Raw genomic sequence first — 18,079 nt, 5'->3', positions numbered from 1 at the left:
ATCGCCATCCCACGGCAAGACTTGCCGGCATCCCTTGCACGCCATGCCTGCCGGCAGGTCCTGCGCACCCGTCGCCCACCCGTGACGCCACGCGGAGGGCTCGGTGGCACGACGGATGCTCTCGGCCCCCGTCATCCCGGACGTCCGAGAACGAGGTCCTTCGCATGAGCCATCCCCTTCGCCCCCTGTCCGCCGCGCTGTTCATCGGCCTGTTCGCCGCCTGCGCGCCTCCCGACGCCGACGACCTCCCGCTCGAGTCGCGCGTCTTCGCCGCCGGCAACGACGACTCCCACTCCCAGGGCACGCAGTTGCACGGCACGCCGCAGACCGCCTTCAGCTACGGCGGCGCGAGCGTGGTGTTCCAGGGGGAGCGGCGCGCGGCGACGCTCCGGCTCGACAAGGGAGAGCTCTTGGCGAAGACGGCCCTGCAGGTGTCGGGCACCACGCCCAGCCTCGAGGCCTGCCCCACCGCGCAGACGGGCGCGACACGCGGCTGTGGCTTCAAGGTCGAGGGACAGGGAGTGTGCACCTCCGGGACGGAGGTCACCCTCCACGGCGGCGCCTGCGCGGGCATGGGAGGGAGCTGCGTGGGCAACCCCGTCATGCGTGTGTGCTCGGGGGAGAAGCCGTGCGAGTACCTGGGCGTGGGCTACCTCACCACGGGCGAGAGCGCCTGCAACGCGTCCTGTCCCGTGGCCACATTCACCTGTCCCCGCAGCGGCGTCTACACCGTGCTCGCCGGCCCCCGGACCACCAGCCCGGTGACACCCGGCCGCGTCTGGCTCCTCACCCTCAAGCCCACGACGGGCACCTTCCCGGCGACGGACAAGGAGCTGCGCGGCACGCAGTTGCTCGGCGCGCGGTTGGGCATCCCCGCGGCGACCCACATCACGACCGTCGAGGTGGTGGGCCTCAACAACGCGCGCAACGTCACCATCGCGGAGTCTCCCGGCACCTGGGACGCCAGCGGCGACACCTTCCTCTACCGGCTGAAGTACCTGTCCGGCGACGTGCCCACCGTCGACCTCTGCACACAGGGCGCGGACCCCGCCACCGGGTGGGCCTGGGCGGTGCCGGTGCGCGGGCTGTACTCGGCTACGGGCGCGCGCGCGGAGAGCACCACCCACTTCACCCTGGCCTGCGACCCCGGCGTCATCGCCAAGTGCTACCGGTGGGGCTACAAGCCCTGGCTGGACGGGAGCGCCGCCGGCCCGGTGACGCGGGCCCACTGGGCCTGTACCCGCATGGCGCGCGCCGACTACTGCGGCAACGGCACCTCCTTCACGCAGGACGGCACGCGCATCCGCCCGTGGGATGACCTGACGCCCAACCTCATCCCCGCCCCGACCGAGGGCAGCACCAGCGCGGCCATGCCCTTCGAGGCGGGCTGGAACGTCTGGGGCCCCTCATGCCTGAGCCACTGGCGCTGGAAGCACCTGACCGCCGGCTGCGTCGACCTCAATGCCCCCGTCGAGGATTCGAGCGGACACGTCATCAACGACTGCCGCGACCCCGACAACGTCTACGGCCCGGACAAGTGCTCCCAAATCTGCGACAGCGCCGAGGAGGCGGAGCGGTTCTACGGCAGCATCCTCTTCAACAACTCCGAGTCCAACGAACAGGCCCAGTCGCTCCACCCGTGAGCTAGCCTCCCGTCCGAGGAGGACGCGGCATGACGGGAGCGATGTGGCTGGCGACGCTGCTGACCCTGGGGAGCGCGGACATGCAGTGGGCGCCGCAGCAGAGCGGGACGTCCGTGCGCCTGCGGGGCGTCAGCGCCGTGGATGCCCAGGTGGCCTGGGCGAGCGGGGACCGGGGCACCTTCGTCCGCACGACGGACGGCGGGCTCACGTGGAAGGCGGGCACCGTCCCGGGCGCCGAGGCCCTCGACTTCCGGGACGTGGACGCCTTCAGCGCCACCACCGCCTACCTGCTGTCGATTGGCGCGGGTGACAAGTCCCGCATCTACAAGACGGTGGACGGCGGCGCGACGTGGTCGCTGCAGTTCACCAACGCCCTGCCGGGCGCGTTCTTCGACGGCATGGCCTTCTGGGACGAACAGCACGGCATCGCCTTCAGCGACCCGGTGGACGGACACTTCGTCGCGGTGAGGACGTCGGACGGGGGCGCGCACTGGACGCCCGTCTCGAAGGAGGCCTTCCCTCCCGCGCTCCCGGGCGAGGCGGGCTTCGCCGCCAGCGGCACCAGCATCGCCGTGCTCGGCCCACGCCGCGTCTGGTTCGGAATGGGGGGCGCGGCGGCGCGCGTGCTCGCCTCCAGCGACGGGGGGCAGCGTTGGACGGCATCGACGACGCCCCTGGCGAAGGGCGAGGGCGCGGGGGTCTTCTCCCTGCTCTTCTGGAGCGACCAGCAAGGCATCGCCGTGGGCGGCAACCACCAGAAGCCGGAGGACCCCACCGGGAACATCGCGCTCACCCGCGACGGCGGCAGGACCTGGACCGTGCCCACGGGCGCGCGGCCCGCGGGCTACCGCTCGTGTGTCACGCGCATCCCCGGCGCCCCCGGCCCCACGCTCGTCACCGTGGGCCCCTCCGGCGCGGAGCTGTCCACGGATGGCGGACGGTCCTGGAGCTCGCTGGGCGCCGAGGGCTTCCACGCCGTCGCCGCGTCGCGCACAGGCAACCGGGTGTGGGCCGTGGGGGAGACGGGCCGCATCGCCGCGCTCCGGCGCGTGCGCCCTCCCCCGAAGCCGTAGCGTCGGGCGTGACTACTCCTCCTCCGCCAACCGCGCCCAGTCATCCTCGTCGGTGGCGAGCCGCGCGCCCAGCCGCTGCACGATGTCCGCGTGGGCCTCCGCGGCGGCGCCCCCCACCCAGATTGGAATGGTCTGCGGCAGCGAGCGCAGCACCTGCGCCAGCATGGTCCGGAAGGCGGGGCCCCCCGAGTCCGTCACCGCCGACAGCCCCACCAGGTCTGGCTTCAGCTCCGCCACCGCGCGCCCCAGGTCGGCCGCGGGCACGCGCTGGCCCAGCAGCGTCACCTTCATGCCCGCGTGCCGCAAGCGCAGCGCCGCGCCCAGCAACCCCAGCTCGTGCTCCTCGTCCGGGAAGCACGCCAGCACCGCGTGGCGGCGCCCGCCCATGGGCGCCGCGTGCAGCAAGCTCACCAGCCGCGCGCGCACCACCTGCGTCACCAGGTGCTCCTGCACCACCGAGAGCCGCCCCGCGTGCCAGCGCTCCCCCACCTCGCGTTGGAGCGGCGCCAGCACGCCGTCGAAGGCCTTCAGCGGCGGCAGCGAGGAGAGCACCTCGTCCATGACCGTGGACACGCCTGCCTGGTCGTAGGATTCGGCCGCCAGCAGCGCGGCGTCGCGCCAGAAGTCCAGCGCGGCCCCGCTACCGGGCCCGGGCTCCGTCACCATGGGGGTCGCCTCCAACTCCAGGAGGAGCTGCGGCAGCATCTTCGCCGCCTCGCTGATGGCCACCCCCTCGTCCGTCAGCTTCTTCAACCGCTTGAGCAGGGCCACGTCCCGCTCCGTGTAGACGCGGTAGCCGGCGGGCGTACGCAGCGGCTGGAGCACCCCGTAACGCCGCTCCCAGGCGCGGATGAGCTCCACTCGGACTCCCGAGAGCTCCGCGGCGACATGGATTCGGTAGGTGCGTTCGGCCATGGAGGAAGCGGTTCAGGGACGGTTCTGCGCGCTGCGCGCCTGGGTCCAGAGAGCGACCAGCTCCTGGGCGGACTCGGCGTACTGCGCCCCCAGGGTGAAGATGGCCTTGAGGTGCTCACGGGCCCCGGGCCCTCCTACCACGATGGGGCAGGGTCCGCAGGCCCTCAGCGCGTCGGCCAGCAGCGCCTGGAACACGTCCGGCTCGCGGCTCTGCACGAAGGACAGGGCCACGACATCCGGTTGCAACTGCTCGCACGCGCTGCGCAGCGCGTCGGCGGGCGTGTCCGCGCCCAGCAGCGTCACCCGCCAGCCCCGGCGCTTGAGGTGGATGCCCAACGCCAGCAATCCCCCCTCGTGGTGGTCTCCGGTGGGGCACGCGAGCAGCGCGCGCGGCCCGTTCGCCATGCTGTCCAGCCCCGCCAGCACCTGCCGCAGCCGGTGGCGGACGTAGGCGGACGCCAGGTGCTCGCGGGCGATGTCCAGCCGCACGCCCATCTCGCGCAGCAGCGGCATCAGGAAGCCATCGCAGAGCGCCTCCGGGTCCAGCGTCGCCTGCGCCTCGTCGAGCACACGCGTCACCTCGTCCCCGTCCAGCGCCACGACGGCGGACCAGAAGCGCTCGTTGAGGCGCTCACCCCTCGGAGGGGGCTGCAGGGGGGTGGCCATCACCTGGGCGATGGCCTCGCTCACCGACAGCCCATCCATCTGGATGTGGCGGGCCACGCGGCGGATCGCCTCCACCTCCTCGCGCGTGTAGACGCGGTAGTTGTTGCCCTCGGTGCGCAGGGGGCGCGGGAAGCCGTAGCGCCGCTCCCACGCGCGCAGCGTCGCCTCGCGGATGCCCGTCAGCCGGGCGATGGTGCGGATGCGCAGCATCATGACGACAGCCCCCGGGCCGCGTCCCAGCGCTCCGCCACGCCCCGCGCGCCCTCCACCCGCCGCGAGAAGCCGTCCAGCGTCGTCACCGCCATCAACCGCCGCACCACCGACTCCAGCCCGGCCTGGAAGACCTCCATCGGCCCCGGTGGGTGCGGCGTGCCCACCTCCAGCAAGACGTCCGGCCGCTCGTGCTCGAAGAAGGCGTAGCGCACGCCGATGGGGACACACTCCACCCGCCCCACCCGCGCCAGCAGCTCCACCCCGCGCTCCAACCGCAGGGGCAGCTCGCCGAAGGGACGGTGCTCGCCTTCGGGAAAGACATACAGCGCCGCGCGAGGACGTCGCAGCAGTTGCTTCGCGTGGCGCAGCGACTCCACCGACGACACGGCGTCCTTGCGCCGGATGCTGAACGCGCCGATGCGCGCCAGGAACCGGTAGCGCCGCAGGTTCTCCTCGTCCATCAAGCAGTACCCATCCCAGCCCGCCACGCGGGAGAGCTGGTGCAGCATGAAGCCGTCCCACCAGTTGGTGTGATTCAGATACACCAGCCGCCCGGGGCCCGCCTCCGGCAGCGCGCCCCGCACCCAGAGCCCCCGGAACGCCGAGCGGAACTTCCACCCGATGTACGCGTCCAGCGCCCACCCGAAGGGGCCTCCCTTGGCGTCGGGAATCACGACGCCCTGGCCGCCTTCTTCTGGTGGATGAGCTCGACGAGGCCCGTGAAGAGCGCGAGTCCCAGCGACACCAGCACGCTGGTGATGAGGAAGAAGAGCACCTCCTCCAGCGGCACCAGGCCCAGGTAGATGCCCAGGTGCTTGCCCTCGCCGAAGTTCCAGATGCCGGTGGAGATGGCCAGGTGGTCCGCCACCGCCAGGTACACGCCCACCACGAACGCGGGCGGCAGCACCGCCTTGAGCACCGCGCCCGCGCGGTCCTTGTAGTGATGCACCAGGACCGCGAGCTGGAAGGCGATGAGGGGCAGCGTCCACGCGAGCAGGTGGATGAGATAGGCCCAGCGAGACTCCATCATGGCGACACCTCCCCGGGGGTGAGTCCCGCGTCCCGGGCCGTTCCTGGGACATCGACCTTCGGCTCCGGAGCCTTCCCCGTCACGCGCGCCAACCGGGCACGGGCCCACAGGCCCACCAGCAGCGTCTGGAGTCCGAAGAAGAGGTACTCCTCCAGCGGCAGCCAGCCCAGCTTGATGCCCCAGATGCGCTCCGGGTCGAAGCCCCACAGCCCCCACTTCACCGCCAGGTTGTCCCACGGAGAGGTGGCCGCGTACACGACGCACAGCAGCAGGCCCATGGGCGCCAGGGTCCGCACGGAGAAGGTCCTCCGGTAGCACCAGAGCTGGACGACGATGGGCACGAGCACGAACAGCCCGAGGAAACGCGCGTAGGTCATCCCGGTCCTCCCGTCAGCTCCGGCCACACCCGCACCATGCGGCCGCCTGGACGCAGCGCGTACGTATACCCTCGCCACGTCACCGTCCCTGATTTTCCGAGCGACCCCACGAAGGCCGCCAGCAACAGCGCCTCGCCCGCCAACCACCCAGTCAGCGCGGACCACCGCCGCTCCCCCACGAGGCCATCGAGGGCCGCCAGCCGGAGCGCCAGCAGCGTGCGCACCCCCGCGAGCACCGCCACCGCGAGCGACAGCACCGGCGAGCCCACGACCACCGCCAGCACGACGAGCGGCACCGTGGGGGTGAACAGCAACGGCACCGTCGGGTAGAGCGCCGGCCGGTGGCTGGCCAGCACCCGCATCCAGCGCGTGAAGCGTGACAATGGAATGTTCCACGAGTCCACCACGCCCATGGGCACCACGGCGGGCACCTCGCTCAGCGCGACGTCCAGGCCGCGCGCGTGCAGGCGCTTGGACAGCTCCAGGTCCTCGCCGATGTGGTCCCCCAGCGCGGCCAGCTCCGTCCGGGCCGCCGGGGACAGCGCCAGGGCCTTGCCGCAGACCGCCTTCGCGCCCGCGCTCATCGCGTGGAGCGCCCGGAAGCTGTGGTGGGTGTAGCGCAGCAGGCCGGCCATGGCGCGACCGGCCAGGTCCCTCGCGTCCACGGGCAGCGGCGGCGCGGTGCACAGCGAGGCGCCGTTCACCACCGGGGTCGCGAGGGCCTCCACCAGTTCTCCCGTCACCGCCACGTCCGCGTCCACCGCGAGCACGACGCGTCCTCCGGTGGGCAGGGTCCCCAGCGCGTAGAGCAGGTGGCCCACCTTGCGGTTCGGCGTCGGGGGGTCGCTCGGGAGCCAGCGCACGTCGGGAGGCAGGCGCGGCCGGAACGGCGACACGACCACCTGCTCCAGCACGCCCGCGTACGTCACGGGCAGGGACAGGTTCTCGAGCTCGCGAGGCGTGGGTGCGTCCACGGGGCGCAGGAGGAGGACGGGAGGTGGGGACACGGCGCGCGTCGTGGAGCGGCGTGCCCGCAGGAGCCGCGCGAGCGCCACCGCGCTGAAGCCCGTGGCCAGCACCGCCCAGCCGAGGCCGAGGAGGACGAGCGCGCTCATGCGGCCCTCTCCACGCGCGTGCGGAAGTGCGCCATCCAGCGGATGAGCGGCGAGTGGAAGCGGCGGAAGTCGGCCACCTCGCCCATCGCGTCGAGCGCGCCATGTCGGGCCTCGAGCCGCGCGTAGAAGGGCGACGACTCCAGGAGCCGGGCCTGCCCCACCACGGTGTTGCCCGCATGCAGCCGGGTGGGCACGCGCAGGCCCCAGCCGGTGAAGTTGGTGGGCCGCGTCTCCACCTCGGCGCCGCGCTCGCAGCGAACGCCGTTGGCGCGCGCCGTCACCCGCAGCGGGCCCACGCCATCCGGCAGGTGGTAGTCGACCACCGTCGCGTCCTGGCGATGCGTGCGCGACCAGTGCCAACCCGCGAGCCGCTCCCCGAGCAGCTCATCGCCATGGTTGGTGTCGTGGTAGCCGAGCCCGTCGGCCGTGACGCCGAGCGAGGGGACCTCGAGCCGTGCCCGCGAGCGCGGGGCGAGGGCCTGCCAGTAATGCGGCAGTCCGGGCATGAGTCGGACGACCTCACCCATGGGGGTGAGGGGCTCCAGCGTCAGGCGCGCGCTGACGGGGCGCCCCCAGGGCGCGGTCCAGTCCTCCACCTCCATGCACACCGTGCCCGACTCGCCATACGTCAACGTCGAGCGACCGATGCGCAGCCGCCCGGGCGACTCCAGCTCCGCGCGTGGGTACTCGCTGAGCACCCACAGCCGGCGAACGCCCTCGTGGTACAGCGCGAAGTTCACCGCGCTGTGCTCCAGGGGGAGCCCTCCGCGTCGGGCCGCCACCGAGTAGCGCGGGGAGAAGAGCGAGCCGAGCATGAAGATGCACACGGCGCTGAACGGGCCGGCCGTGACGTCGGCATAGAACCAGCGGTAGGCGCCGGCCTCGTCCGGCAGCGCGGGGATGTCTCCCAACCGCATCATTGCCCTCTCCGGAGATGCGCGGAGGCCAGCTCCGCGGCGAAGCGACCGGACAGCATCACCAGGGGCACGCCGCCCCCGGGGTGCGTGCCGCCGCCCGTGAAGAACAAGCCCGGGGTGCCACCTCGGATACGGGGCCTGCGGAAGGGCCCCAGCTTGCCGTGCGGCAGGAAGCCGTAGATGGAACCGCCGGGTGCGCCCTGCGCGGCCAGGTCCACCGGCGAGCGCTGCCCCAGCACCCGCACGCGTCCCTTCAGCTCCGGGAAGTGCAGGTGGAGCTTCTCGAACATCTGCGCCTTCACGCGCTCGGCCTGGAGCTCCCAGGCGCGCGCGGCGGCCTCCGCGTGCTCGGTGCCCCGGGGCAGCGGCGGCGCGTTCACCATGACGAACAAGCCCGTGCGCCCCGGAGGCGTCATGGTCGCGTCGCTGGCGGACGGGTTGCAGAAGTACACCGTGGGGTCGGTCGCGAGCCGTCCCGTGAACAGCTCGTCGAATTCGCGCCGATAGTCTCCGCCGAACATCACCGTGTGGTGGGGCAGCGCGGGACGGCCCTCCACCTCGAGCAGCAGCACGAAGCCGGAGAGCGCCAGCGGCTCGTCCTCGCGGCGCAGTGACGCCAGGGGGTCCGCGTTCACCACCACGCTGTCGAACGACTCCTCGCCGTCCGGAGGACCGACGCGGTAGCCCGCGCCCTCTCGCGTGAAGCGCGCATGCGTGCGCAGCCGCACGGCGACGCCCAGCCGACGCGCCGCGGTCCCGAGCGCCTCCACCAGCGCGCCCACGCCGCCCCGTGCATGGTGGACGCCATAGGCGTGCTCGATGTGGGGGATCAGCGCGAAGGCCGCGCTGGCCTCGTAGGGAGAAGCGCCCGCGTAGGTGGCGAAGCGCCCCGCGTACTGGCGCAGGTGGTCCGTCTTGAAGTGCTTCGAGGCCAGCGCGTGCAGGCTGGACAGCTTCATCCCGGCCAGCACGGCGCCGATGCCCCGGCGGGCCACGCGGGTCATGAACCCGGCCATGCCCTCGAAGGGTGCCTCCAGGTACGGCTCACCGGCGGCGCTCCAGATGGCGGCGGCCTCCGCGTAGAAGCTGCGCACCCCCCGCCCCTCGCTGGGCTTCACCTCGTTGCAGGCGCTGTCCGCCGTGCGCTCCAGGTCCTTGTAGGCGGTGAAGCCGCAGCCGTCCGCGAAGCGATACGTGCACTGCGGCTCCAGCTCCGTGAGCGGGGGCAGCAGGTCCAGCGCGTCCAGCCGCTCGAACGTCCCGCGCACCAGGTCGGGCAGCGTCAGCAACGTGGGCCCGGTGTCCAGCGTCACGCCATCCACGGTGACGGCGCGCGCCTTGCCGCCCAGCGAGTCCCCGCCCTCGAAGAGGGTGACGGCATGGCCCTCCTTCGCCAGGAGCCCCGCGGCGGTCAACCCGCCGATGCCACCACCGATGACCGCGACGCGCTGGGTCTTCATGACCGGACCTCGCGCACAGGCGGGAGGGCACCGACGGCGACCACGCGGCGCGGGAGCACTCCACCACAGTGGGTGCGGAGCACGGGCCGCGCGAGACACGGGGCGCTCATGGGCACCCTCCCCGGAGCTGCGCCACCTCCGCGGCGAGAATCTCCCGGGCGCGCTCGGGGCGATACACGCGCTCGCGCGACAGGCGCTCCGCCACGATTTCGATGAGGTCACCGCTCGCCCCGGCCTCGGCGGCCACGCGGCGCGCGTGCAGCGCCATGTGCCCCCGCTGGATGCCCTCCGTCGACAACGCCCGCAGCGCCGACAGGTTGGTGGCCAGCCCCGCGGCGCCCGCGAGCGCCGCCAGGTCCAGCGCCCCGGAGACCCGCGCCAGCTTCAGCGCCCGTTGCACGCCGGGGTGTGTCCGCGCCGCGCCCCCCGCCGTCGACGTCGCCAGCGGCATCCACAGCTCTCCCTCCAGCGCCCCATCCCCCCCCACGCGCCACGCGGTGAGCGGACGGTAGACACCCGACCGCGCCGCCCACGCATGTGCCCCCGCCTCCACGGCGCGCCAGTCGTTGCCACAGGCCACGAGCACCGCGTCCACGCCGTTCATCACGCCCTTGTTGTGGGTGACGGCCCGGTACGGGTCCAGCTCCGCGAAGTGCTGCGCCTCCAGGATGCCGTCGCGCACCGCGACCCCATCCTGGAAGTTCTCCGTCACCAGCGCCGCCACCGGCACACGCGCGCTCACCCGCACCGTCCGGCGGTCCGCCAGGTTGGTGAGGATCTTCAACCCCGCCCGCGCGCCCGTGAGCTCCGCCAACCGTGACGCCATGCCCTCCGCCACGGAGTTCACGCAGTTGGCCCCCATGGCGTCGCGCGTGTCGACGTGCAGGTGCACCACGAGCGTCGTGGCATCCAACACCCGGACCTCCAGCTCGCGAGCCCCACCGCCGCGCGCGCGCATCGCGGGGATGAGCGCGTCGACCTCCGCCAACAGCACGGGCGCCATCGACAGCAGCGTCGCGCGGGCATCCGCCACGGAGCGCACGTCGAGCAACTGCACCTGCGCGGTGGTGATGGGCGGGTCCGTCACCACGGTGAAGCCTCCGCCCTCCGCGCACAGCCGCGCCGCCAGCGACGCCGCGGCGATGATGGAGGGCTCCTCCACCGCCATGGGCACCAGCCGCTCCACGCCATCGACCAGGAAGTTGAGCGCCAGCCCCAGCGGCAACCCGTGCAGGCCGATGACGTTCTCCACCATCGCGTCCGCGCACGCCTCGTCGAAGCCCGCCAGCCCCGCCAGCGCGTCGACCTCGTCCGGCGTCACCCACCGCGCCTCCACCAGCCGCGCGCGTCGCCGCTCGGGGGTCTGCCGGTAGAAGCCCGACAGGCGGGAGGTCCGCCGCACCTGCAACGCCTTCACGCGCTCGTCAGCCATGCCGCAGGTCCCCCACGCCGCTCGGAAGCAGGGGCATCCGCACCTCGCCCGGCGGCGCGGGGAGCACCGCTCGCGGCCGGAGGAAGGCCGCGCCCGCCAGCGCCAGCTTGCGCCGCGTGGGGACATAGGCCCGCGCGCTGAACACGTCGTAGTCCCGCGCCTCGATGTCGCGCAGGATGTCGCCGTAGATGGCGCCCATCAGCCGCACCATCCGCTGGCTGCCGAAGCCGGTGAGGTAGTGCACCCCCGCCGCCGCCTTCGCGTAGTAGGCACGCGAGCGCTCCACCTGGAAGCGCATGAACTCCCGCCACCGCGCGTCCACCTGCCCACGCCGCAGGTCGTCCTCGGACAACCCGAACGCCGCCAGCTCCTCGGCTGGCAGGTACACCCGCCCGCGCTCCAGGTCCTCGCGCACGTCGCGCAGGATGTTGGTGAGCTGCATCGCCCGCCCCAGGTCGGCCGCCGGCTGCACCGCCGCCTCGTCCGAGCACCCCAGCACCGGCGTCAGCATCAGCCCCACCACGCCCGCCACGCGGTAGCAGTACAGGTCCAGCTCGTCCCACGTCGTGTAGCGGTGCTTCGTCAGGTCCATCTCCATGCCGGAGATGAGGTCCTGGAAGGGCTGCTCGGGGATGCGGTAGTGGCGCACGGTGTGCTCGAGCGCCGCGAACTCCCCCGCGTCCCACGGCGAGCGCGCCGCCGCGCCCGTCAGCCGCCCGGACGGAGGCCCCAGCTCCCGCGACGCCAGCTCCGGCATCGGCACGTACAGCTCCGCCACCATCCGCCGCGCCTTGGCCAACCGCTCCGACAACGCACCCGCCGCCTCGGACGTGTCGTCCACCAGGTCGTCGAGCCGCCGGCAGAACGCATACAACGCGAAGGCGGACCTGCGCCGCTGACCGAACAACAGATACGAGGCGAAGAAGAAGCTCTTCGCGTGATGACGGGTGACCCGCTCCGCCAGCCAGTACCCGCGCCGGATGAGCGCCCGCTCCTCCGACGTGCCCACGCCCGACGTGCTCACGCCGCCACCTCCATCGAAGACGCAGACTCCGTCGGCCCCACTCGCGGCTCCAACCTCGCGCCCGTCTGCTTCGCCCAGTCGAGCAGCCGCTCCGTCACCAGCCGCGCGGAGATGAGCACCGTGGGCAGCCCCGTGCCCGGCTGCGTGGACGCCCCGACGAAGAACAGGTTGCGCACGCGCGCGTCCTGGTTCGCCGGCCGGAAGGGACCAATCTGGCGGAAGTTCTGCGCCAGTCCGAACGCGCTGCCCCGCGCCAGGTTGAACGTGCCCGCCCAGTCATCCGGCGTGAACACGCGCTCCACCTCGATGTCCGACTCGAGGTCCGGGAAGCCCAGCTCCGCCATCCGGGCGAAGACCTTGGCGCGCACGCGCGGCCCCTCCTCGCGCCAGTCCAACCCCGGGTGCTGGTGCGGCACGGGCACGAGGACGTAGAGCGCGTCCTTGCCTTCCGGCGCCAGCGAGGCGTCCGTGCGCGTGGGCGCGTTGATGTAGAAGCTCGGGTCCTCCGGCACGCGGAAGCGCTGGAAGATGTCCTCGAACGAGCCCCGGTAGTCGCGGCCGAACACCACGGTGTGGTGGTTCAACTGGGGATAGCGACGGCGCATCCCCAGGTAGAGCATGTAGCCGCTGGACGTGTAGCGCAGCGACGCCTTGCGCTTGAGCGTGGTGGCCGCCGGGTCCAGCAGCTTCTCGTACGCGTACGGCAGGTCCGCGTTGCACAGCACCGCGTCCGCCTCCAGGACCTCGCCCCCCTCCAGCCGCACGCCCGTGGTCCGGCCACCGTCCGTGAGGATGCGCTCCACCGGCGCGCCGTAGCGCAGGCGCACGCCCTCCTCGCGCGCCAGCCGCTCCAGCGCCAGGGGGATGGCGTACAGGCCCCCCTGGGGGAACCAGATGCCCACGCCCAGCTCGGTGAAGGGCAACAGGCCGTACACCGCGGGGGACTCGAACGGGGAGACCCCCAGGTACATCGTCTGGAACGTCATCGCCGCGCGCAGCCGGTCGTCCTGGAAGAAGCGGCTGACGTCCGCGTACATCCGCCGGTGGGCGCGGACCTGGAGGATTCGCGCCAGCACGCGCGGCGACAGGTAGTCGGAGAGGCCCGCGTAGTTGCGGCCCACCAGGTGGTCCAGGCTGGTCCGGTACTGGACGCGGCCCTGGGCGAGGAAGGCGAGGTAGCGCGCGTAGCTGCCCGGCTCCACCCGCTCCAGCTCGCGTCCCATGGCGCACAGCTCGGAGGTGAAGGTGACGTCGGAGCCGTCCCGGAAGTGCACACGGTAGTTCGGCTCGCACCGCGACAGCGTCAGGTAGTCCTCGATTCGGCGACCGAGCGCGCGGAAGGTCTCCTCGAACACCTCCGGCATCAACACGATGGTGGGACCGATGTCCCACGTGAAGCCCGAAAGCTGGAGCCGGTTGCACCGCCCCCCCGGCCCGTCCGTCTTCTCCACGACCTGGACGTCGAAGCCCGCGTGCGCCAGCCGCGCCGCGGCGGCGAGCCCCCCCACGCCCGCCCCCACCACCACCACGCGACGGCCCTGTGTGCGAGTCGTCTCCATGTCACGCCGCCCGGTGCGCGAGGCGCACGATGAGGGCATCCAACAAGTCCCGGACGCCGTTGGGATTGGGCAGCGACTGGAGCGCGCGGCGCGCGGTGCGCGAGGCCCGCTCCACCATGCGCTCACACGCGGCGCGCCCGCCGAACTCCTCCACCAGCACGCGGGCCCGGGCCAGCGCCTGCGCGTCCTTCTCCGCCGTGGGCAGGGCCCACAGGGCCTCCAGCTCCGCGCGGCCCCGGGACGAGGCGCGCGCGAACGCGGCCAGCACCGGGAAGGTGCGCTTGCCCTGCAGGAAGTCCCCGTCCACCGCCTTGCCCGCGACCGCCGCGTCGCCGAACAGGCCGATGAGGTCGTCGCGCAGCTGGTAGGCCATGCCCACGTGGCGGCCCACGCGCTCCAGCGCCTGCCGGAGCGCGTCGCCGCCCCCGCCCAGCATGGCGCCACACACGAGCGGAGCGCAGAAGCCGTAGCGCGCCGTCTTGAGGGAGGCCACGCGCAGCGCCTGGAACAACGACACCTCCGCCAGCGGCGCCTGCCCCAGCGACAGGTCGAGGTATTGCCCGGCCGCGGTGTGGCGGCAGATGGCCAGGTAGTAGCGCACCACCCGCGCCACCCCCGGCAGGCCCGACTCCAACATCGCCTCCAGCGCGCGGGCGAAGAGGTGGTCGCCCATCACCACCGCCAGGTCCTCCCCCGTGCGTCCCGGGGCCAGCAGACGGTGCAGCGACGCGCCCCCCCGCCGCAGGCCCGCCTGGTCCGCCACGTCGTCGTGGATGAGCAGGAAGGTGTGCAGCAGCTCCAGCCCCGCCGCGAACCGCCACAGCTCCGACGGCACCACCGGCGTGCCCCGGGCCAGGCAGTGCCCCGCCATGACCAGCGCGGGCCGCACCCGCTTCGCCGGCCGCAGCGCGTACGCGCGCGCCTGCTCCACCGCCCGCGCCCAATGCGGGTCGAGGCCCGCCTCGTCCGGCAGCTCGAACAGCTCCTGCAACGAGGACTCCACCTCCGTCTGGACCAGCTTCAGCCAGGCCTGCTCCAACGGAAGCGCACCCGACAGGGGCGGCACTGCGGGAAGCGGGAGCGCCATGCGCGAATCCTCCACCATCAGCAAGCCTTCACTCCCCTAGAGCTAGCGTTTGCGTCCAGGGCTTGTCAAGGCTATGTACAAGGTTTGTCGGGAGCTGGTCTTTTGAGGAGGACGCGATGAGGACGTGGATCAAACAGGCGCTGTCCCTCTCCCTGGTCGCCGGGAGCACCTTCGCCTCGGCGCCCCACCAGGGGCCGATGGACGCGACGCTGCGCACCTCCACCGGGGACGAGGTGCGATTGTCTCGCTGGCGGGGCAAGCCCGTCATCCTGTTCTACGAGGACAAGGACTCGACGACGTTGAACGCGGGGCTGAAGGAGGACCTGTTCGCCCGGGGCAAGGAGCGCAACCTCCTGGGCTCCGCCTTCGTCGTGGCGGTGGCGAACCTGCAGAAGTTCGACTTCTTCCCCGCACGGCAGATCGCCCTCTCCTACGTCCGGGACGAGGAGAAGAAGGTGGGCGTGCCCATCCTCGTGGACCTGAAGGGGACGCTGGGCGAGCCCCCCTGGGAGCTGCCCACGAAGACGTCGAACGTGCTGCTGCTCGACGCGGGCGGGGCGGTCGTCTACCGGCACTCCGGGCGGATGAAGCCGGAGGAGCAGACCGCCTTCTTCGCCGCGCTCAGCCAGCTGGTGGGTGTGGACTTGCGGACACCCGTCGAGCCCGCACCGGGAGCGCCCCAGGAGGGCGCGCGATGAAGGTGGCCGTCACCGGGGCCACGGGGTTCCTCGGCCGGGACCTTGTACAAGGTTTGTTGAGTCGGGGGCACGCGGTGCACGTGCTGTCGCGGGACGTCCCCCAGGCGCTGGGGCGGCTGCCGGCGGGGGTGTCGGGTTCGTACTTCGACGGACAGACGGCCCTGGCCCCGGACGCGCTGGCGGAGGCGGAGGCCGTGGTGCACCTGGCGGGCGAGCCGGTGGGGCAGCGCTGGACGCGGGACGCCAAGCAGCGCATCCACGACAGCCGCGTGGTGGGGACGCAGGTGCTGGTGGAGGCGATGAAGGGCGCGGGGACGGTGCGGCGCCTCATCGCGGCGTCGGCGGTGGGCTACTACGGGGGCACCCGGGGCGCGGAGCCCCTGACGGAGGAGAGCGCACCGGGGGACGACTTCCTCGCCCGGGTGTGCCGCGCGTGGGAGGCCCAGGCGCTGGGCGCGCGCGAGGCGCGCATCCGCGTGTCCATGGCGCGCATGGGCGTGGTGCTGCACCCGGAGGGCGGCGCGATGCACCGCATGCTGACGCCCTTCCGCGTGGGCGCCGGGGGCCCCATGGGCAGCGGCAGGCAGTACATCAGTTGGATCCACCGCGCGGACGCGGTGGCGCTGCTGCTGTTCGTCCTGGAGCATCCCCAGTTGGAAGGGCCGGTGAACGCCACCGCGCCCCAGCCGGTGACGAACGCGGCCTTCGCGCACGCCCTGGGCCACGCGCTGGGCCGGCCCTCCGTGGTCCACGTCCCCGCCTTCGTGCTCAAGGCCGCCATGGGCGAGATGGCCCAGGTCGTCCTGGATGGACAGCGCGTGCTGCCCCGCCGCGCGCTCGACGCGGGCTTCCCCTTCCTGCACCCGGAGCTGGAGCCCGCGCTGAAGGACCTGCTCTCGCCCTAGGCACACCCCGCTCCCGGGTGTGGACAATCGTCCCCCGCCGTAGAGCGGAAGCCCGCCCCCGCGTGGCCGTCTCGCGATAGAAGGAAGCCCCCTTCCTCCACGAGGCCGCGAACGCGAGATGGATGCCAAGACACTGCTGGCGCGGGCGCGCGCCGAGGGAACCCCCTTCGTCGACGGAGAGACGGCCACCTTCGTGTGGCGCGGCAAGGGCCCCGTCTTCCTGCAGGGTGACTTCCAGGACTGGAAGGGCAAGCCCCTGCCCTTCCGCCGCGTGGCCGCCGGCGTGTGGAGCGCGGCGGTGTCGCTGCCCCGCGACGCCTACGTCGAATACGCCCTCTTCGACGCGCGGGGCCGCCGGCTGCCGGACCCGTTCAACCGCCACGTCTCCGACAACGGCTTCGGCGACGTGAACCACACCTTCTACATGCCCGAGGGCGGCCCCTCCCTGCCGGCCCGCCGCCCGCGCGGCATCCCCCGGGGCCGCGTCACCCGCCACCGCGTGGACATGGCCGACGTGGGCCTGGACGGCCAGCGCACCGTGCACCTGTACGCGCCTTCCGTCCGCGGACCCGTGCCCCTGCTCGTGGTGTTCGACGGCGACGACTACCTGCGCCGCGTGCGGCTGCCGGAGCTGGTGGACACCCTCGTCGCGGATGGCCGCATGGCCCCGGTGGCCCTCGCCCTGGTCTCCAACGGCGGCAAGACGCGCGGCGTCGAGTACGCCTGCAGCGAGTACACCGTCGCCCTCCTCCTCTGGAAGGTGCTGCCGCTCGCCCACGCGCAGCTCTCGTTGGTGGACGAACGACACGTCCCGGGAGCGCACGGGGTGCTGGGGGCGTCGCTGGGGGGATTGATGGCGCTGTTCACCGGCCTGCGCGCGCCGGAGGTCTTCGGGCGGGTGCTGTCGCAGTCCGGGGCCTTCGTGGTGGAGAACCACGAGTTCGTGGTGTTCGACCTGGCGCGGCAGGTGCCCCGGCGACCGCTGGAGGTGTGGATGGATTGCGGCCGCTTCGAGAGCCTGCTGGAGGGCAACCAGCGGCTGGTCCCCGTGCTCACGGCGGCCGGGCACCGGGTCGAGTACCGGGAGTACAGCGGCGGACACAACTATCCGGCGTGGCGGGACGACCTGGTGAGGGGGCTGGAGCGCACGTTCCCCCCCACCCCTCCGTCCAAACGCCGATAGTCCTTACGCTTCTGGAGTGTCTTCTAGTGGGCATCAGGCGTGCGCGCGGGAGGCGGGCGCCCCACCTTTGTCGTGGACGCAACTGGCGGCGTGTGCGTCCGATAACCCCCTTGGGAATTGCCGGAGCCCTGTCCTCGCTCCGTCCTGGATTTCCTGGAGCGCTCATGTCGCGCATTGATGGTGGAAACCGTTCGTCCTCGCCGAAGGGCTCCGTCGCGGAGCGCTCCAGCACGGAGCGGCCGGACTCCGCCTCCGCGTCGAAGGGCACCGCGCCGGCGGCGAAGGACCGGCCGGTCCACCGCGCGGTGCAGCCGTTCCAGGGGCGCAGCGACTTCGAGACCGGGCGCCGGCCCACCCCGCGCGGCCTGCCCGCCGTGGCCGCCGTGCCCACGCCCTCCGCCGCGGACGCCTCGGCCATCGCGGGCGCGGACGCGGAGCTGGAGCTGCTCTCCGAGTTCCAGGACGCCGACGCGCAGGGCGGCCTCGCCTCGGCGATGCTCCACGCGCACGCGGACGAGCCCGTCTCGCAGGCGCGCATCATCGAGCGCCTGAAGCAGGACGGCCGGCTGGAGTCGCTCTTCGGCGAGGTCTTCCGCGACGGCAACCCCTACGTCGAGCAGCCGCACCGCACCGCGGTCGTGCGCGCGCTCGACACCGCCCTGGCCCGAGGCGCCGTGACGAGCGAGGACCTGCGGGCCTTCACGCGCGGCGCCTATGCCCAGGAGTGGCAGCAGATCGGCTCGGAGCTGGCCACGCCGGACAAGGCGTAGCCCCCCCGGCGC

General features: G+C 72.8%; 18 protein-coding genes. 6 read left to right on the top strand and 12 right to left on the bottom strand.

What is annotated here, in order from left to right:
- Nucleotides 1-164: 164 nt before the first annotated feature.
- Nucleotides 165-1,643 (top strand): ADYC domain-containing protein, encoded by a 1,479-nt coding sequence (locus LZ198_RS33045; protein WP_253976119.1) that lies wholly within the window; start codon nt 165-167, stop codon nt 1,641-1,643.
- Between the two features lie 29 nt (nt 1,644-1,672).
- Entirely contained in the window at nt 1,673-2,716 is a 1,044-nt protein-coding gene (locus LZ198_RS33040) for a WD40/YVTN/BNR-like repeat-containing protein (protein WP_253976118.1), read from the top strand.
- A gap of 12 nt (nt 2,717-2,728) precedes the next feature.
- On the opposite strand, the gene LZ198_RS33035 is transcribed toward LZ198_RS33040, so the two are convergent.
- From LZ198_RS33035 to LZ198_RS32980, 12 genes are all read right to left on the bottom strand, one after another.
- Nucleotides 2,729-3,631 (bottom strand): MerR family transcriptional regulator, encoded by a 903-nt coding sequence (locus tag LZ198_RS33035; RefSeq protein WP_253976117.1) that lies wholly within the window; start codon nt 3,629-3,631, stop codon nt 2,729-2,731.
- Between the two features lie 12 nt (nt 3,632-3,643).
- A complete protein-coding gene (locus tag LZ198_RS33030; protein WP_253976116.1) occupies nt 3,644-4,510 on the bottom strand; it encodes a MerR family transcriptional regulator in 867 nt (288 codons plus the stop codon).
- Nucleotides 4,507-5,184: a lysophospholipid acyltransferase family protein gene (locus LZ198_RS33025; RefSeq protein ID WP_253976115.1), complete on the bottom strand. Its 678-nt coding sequence runs from the start codon at nt 5,182-5,184 to the stop codon at nt 4,507-4,509. The genes LZ198_RS33030 and LZ198_RS33025 overlap by 4 nt, the downstream gene beginning before the upstream one ends.
- Nucleotides 5,181-5,540: a lycopene cyclase domain-containing protein gene (locus tag LZ198_RS33020; RefSeq protein WP_253976114.1), complete on the bottom strand. Its 360-nt coding sequence runs from the start codon at nt 5,538-5,540 to the stop codon at nt 5,181-5,183. The genes LZ198_RS33025 and LZ198_RS33020 overlap by 4 nt, the downstream gene beginning before the upstream one ends.
- Complete coding sequence (locus LZ198_RS33015; RefSeq protein ID WP_253976113.1) at nt 5,537-5,917, bottom strand: lycopene cyclase domain-containing protein; 381 nt, start codon at nt 5,915-5,917, stop codon at nt 5,537-5,539. Before LZ198_RS33015 ends, LZ198_RS33020 begins: the two co-directional genes overlap by 4 nt.
- Nucleotides 5,914-7,032: a glycosyltransferase gene (locus LZ198_RS33010; RefSeq protein WP_253976112.1), complete on the bottom strand. Its 1,119-nt coding sequence runs from the start codon at nt 7,030-7,032 to the stop codon at nt 5,914-5,916. The genes LZ198_RS33015 and LZ198_RS33010 overlap by 4 nt, the downstream gene beginning before the upstream one ends.
- Nucleotides 7,029-7,952 carry a carotenoid 1,2-hydratase gene (locus LZ198_RS33005; RefSeq protein ID WP_253976111.1) on the bottom strand — a complete coding sequence of 308 codons (924 nt, stop codon included), beginning with the start codon at nt 7,950-7,952 and terminating at the stop codon, nt 7,029-7,031. Before LZ198_RS33005 ends, LZ198_RS33010 begins: the two co-directional genes overlap by 4 nt.
- On the bottom strand, nt 7,949-9,409 hold the full coding sequence (locus tag LZ198_RS33000; protein WP_253976110.1) for a phytoene desaturase family protein: 1,461 nt from the start codon (nt 9,407-9,409) through the stop codon (nt 7,949-7,951). Before LZ198_RS33000 ends, LZ198_RS33005 begins: the two co-directional genes overlap by 4 nt.
- A 106-nt stretch (nt 9,410-9,515) precedes the next feature.
- The gene (locus LZ198_RS32995) at nt 9,516-10,841 is read right to left on the bottom strand and encodes a hydroxymethylglutaryl-CoA reductase, degradative (RefSeq protein ID WP_253976109.1); all 1,326 of its coding nucleotides are present in this window, start codon (nt 10,839-10,841) and stop codon (nt 9,516-9,518) included.
- Entirely contained in the window at nt 10,834-11,865 is a 1,032-nt protein-coding gene (locus LZ198_RS32990) for a phytoene/squalene synthase family protein (RefSeq protein WP_253976108.1), read from the bottom strand. Before LZ198_RS32990 ends, LZ198_RS32995 begins: the two co-directional genes overlap by 8 nt.
- Nucleotides 11,862-13,424 (bottom strand): phytoene desaturase family protein, encoded by a 1,563-nt coding sequence (locus LZ198_RS32985; RefSeq protein ID WP_253976107.1) that lies wholly within the window; start codon nt 13,422-13,424, stop codon nt 11,862-11,864. The genes LZ198_RS32990 and LZ198_RS32985 overlap by 4 nt, the downstream gene beginning before the upstream one ends.
- Nucleotide 13,425: 1 nt before the next feature.
- Nucleotides 13,426-14,511 carry a polyprenyl synthetase family protein gene (locus LZ198_RS32980; protein ID WP_253976106.1) on the bottom strand — a complete coding sequence of 362 codons (1,086 nt, stop codon included), beginning with the start codon at nt 14,509-14,511 and terminating at the stop codon, nt 13,426-13,428.
- A gap of 116 nt (nt 14,512-14,627) precedes the next feature.
- Between LZ198_RS32980 and LZ198_RS32975 the strand changes: the two genes are divergently transcribed.
- The 4 genes from LZ198_RS32975 to LZ198_RS32960 all read left to right on the top strand — a co-directional run bounded on the left by LZ198_RS32975 (nt 14,628) and on the right by LZ198_RS32960 (nt 18,067).
- Nucleotides 14,628-15,209, top strand: coding sequence for a peroxiredoxin family protein (locus LZ198_RS32975; protein ID WP_253976105.1), 582 nt, complete (start codon nt 14,628-14,630; stop codon nt 15,207-15,209).
- Nucleotides 15,206-16,114, top strand: a complete 909-nt coding sequence (locus tag LZ198_RS32970) for a TIGR01777 family oxidoreductase (RefSeq protein WP_253976104.1) — start codon at nt 15,206-15,208, stop codon at nt 16,112-16,114. The genes LZ198_RS32975 and LZ198_RS32970 overlap by 4 nt, the downstream gene beginning before the upstream one ends.
- A gap of 118 nt (nt 16,115-16,232) precedes the next feature.
- Entirely contained in the window at nt 16,233-17,297 is a 1,065-nt protein-coding gene (locus tag LZ198_RS32965) for an alpha/beta hydrolase (protein ID WP_253976103.1), read from the top strand.
- 164 nt (nt 17,298-17,461) lie between these two features.
- Nucleotides 17,462-18,067 carry a hypothetical protein gene (locus LZ198_RS32960; protein WP_253976102.1) on the top strand — a complete coding sequence of 202 codons (606 nt, stop codon included), beginning with the start codon at nt 17,462-17,464 and terminating at the stop codon, nt 18,065-18,067.
- Nucleotides 18,068-18,079 lie beyond the last annotated feature (12 nt).

It is taken from the genome of Myxococcus dinghuensis, assembly GCF_024198235.1.
Taxonomy (GTDB): domain Bacteria; phylum Myxococcota; class Myxococcia; order Myxococcales; family Myxococcaceae; genus Myxococcus; species Myxococcus dinghuensis.
The sequence above is the reverse complement of the archived record's forward strand: the minus strand, read 5'-3'. Positions and strand labels throughout refer to the sequence as shown.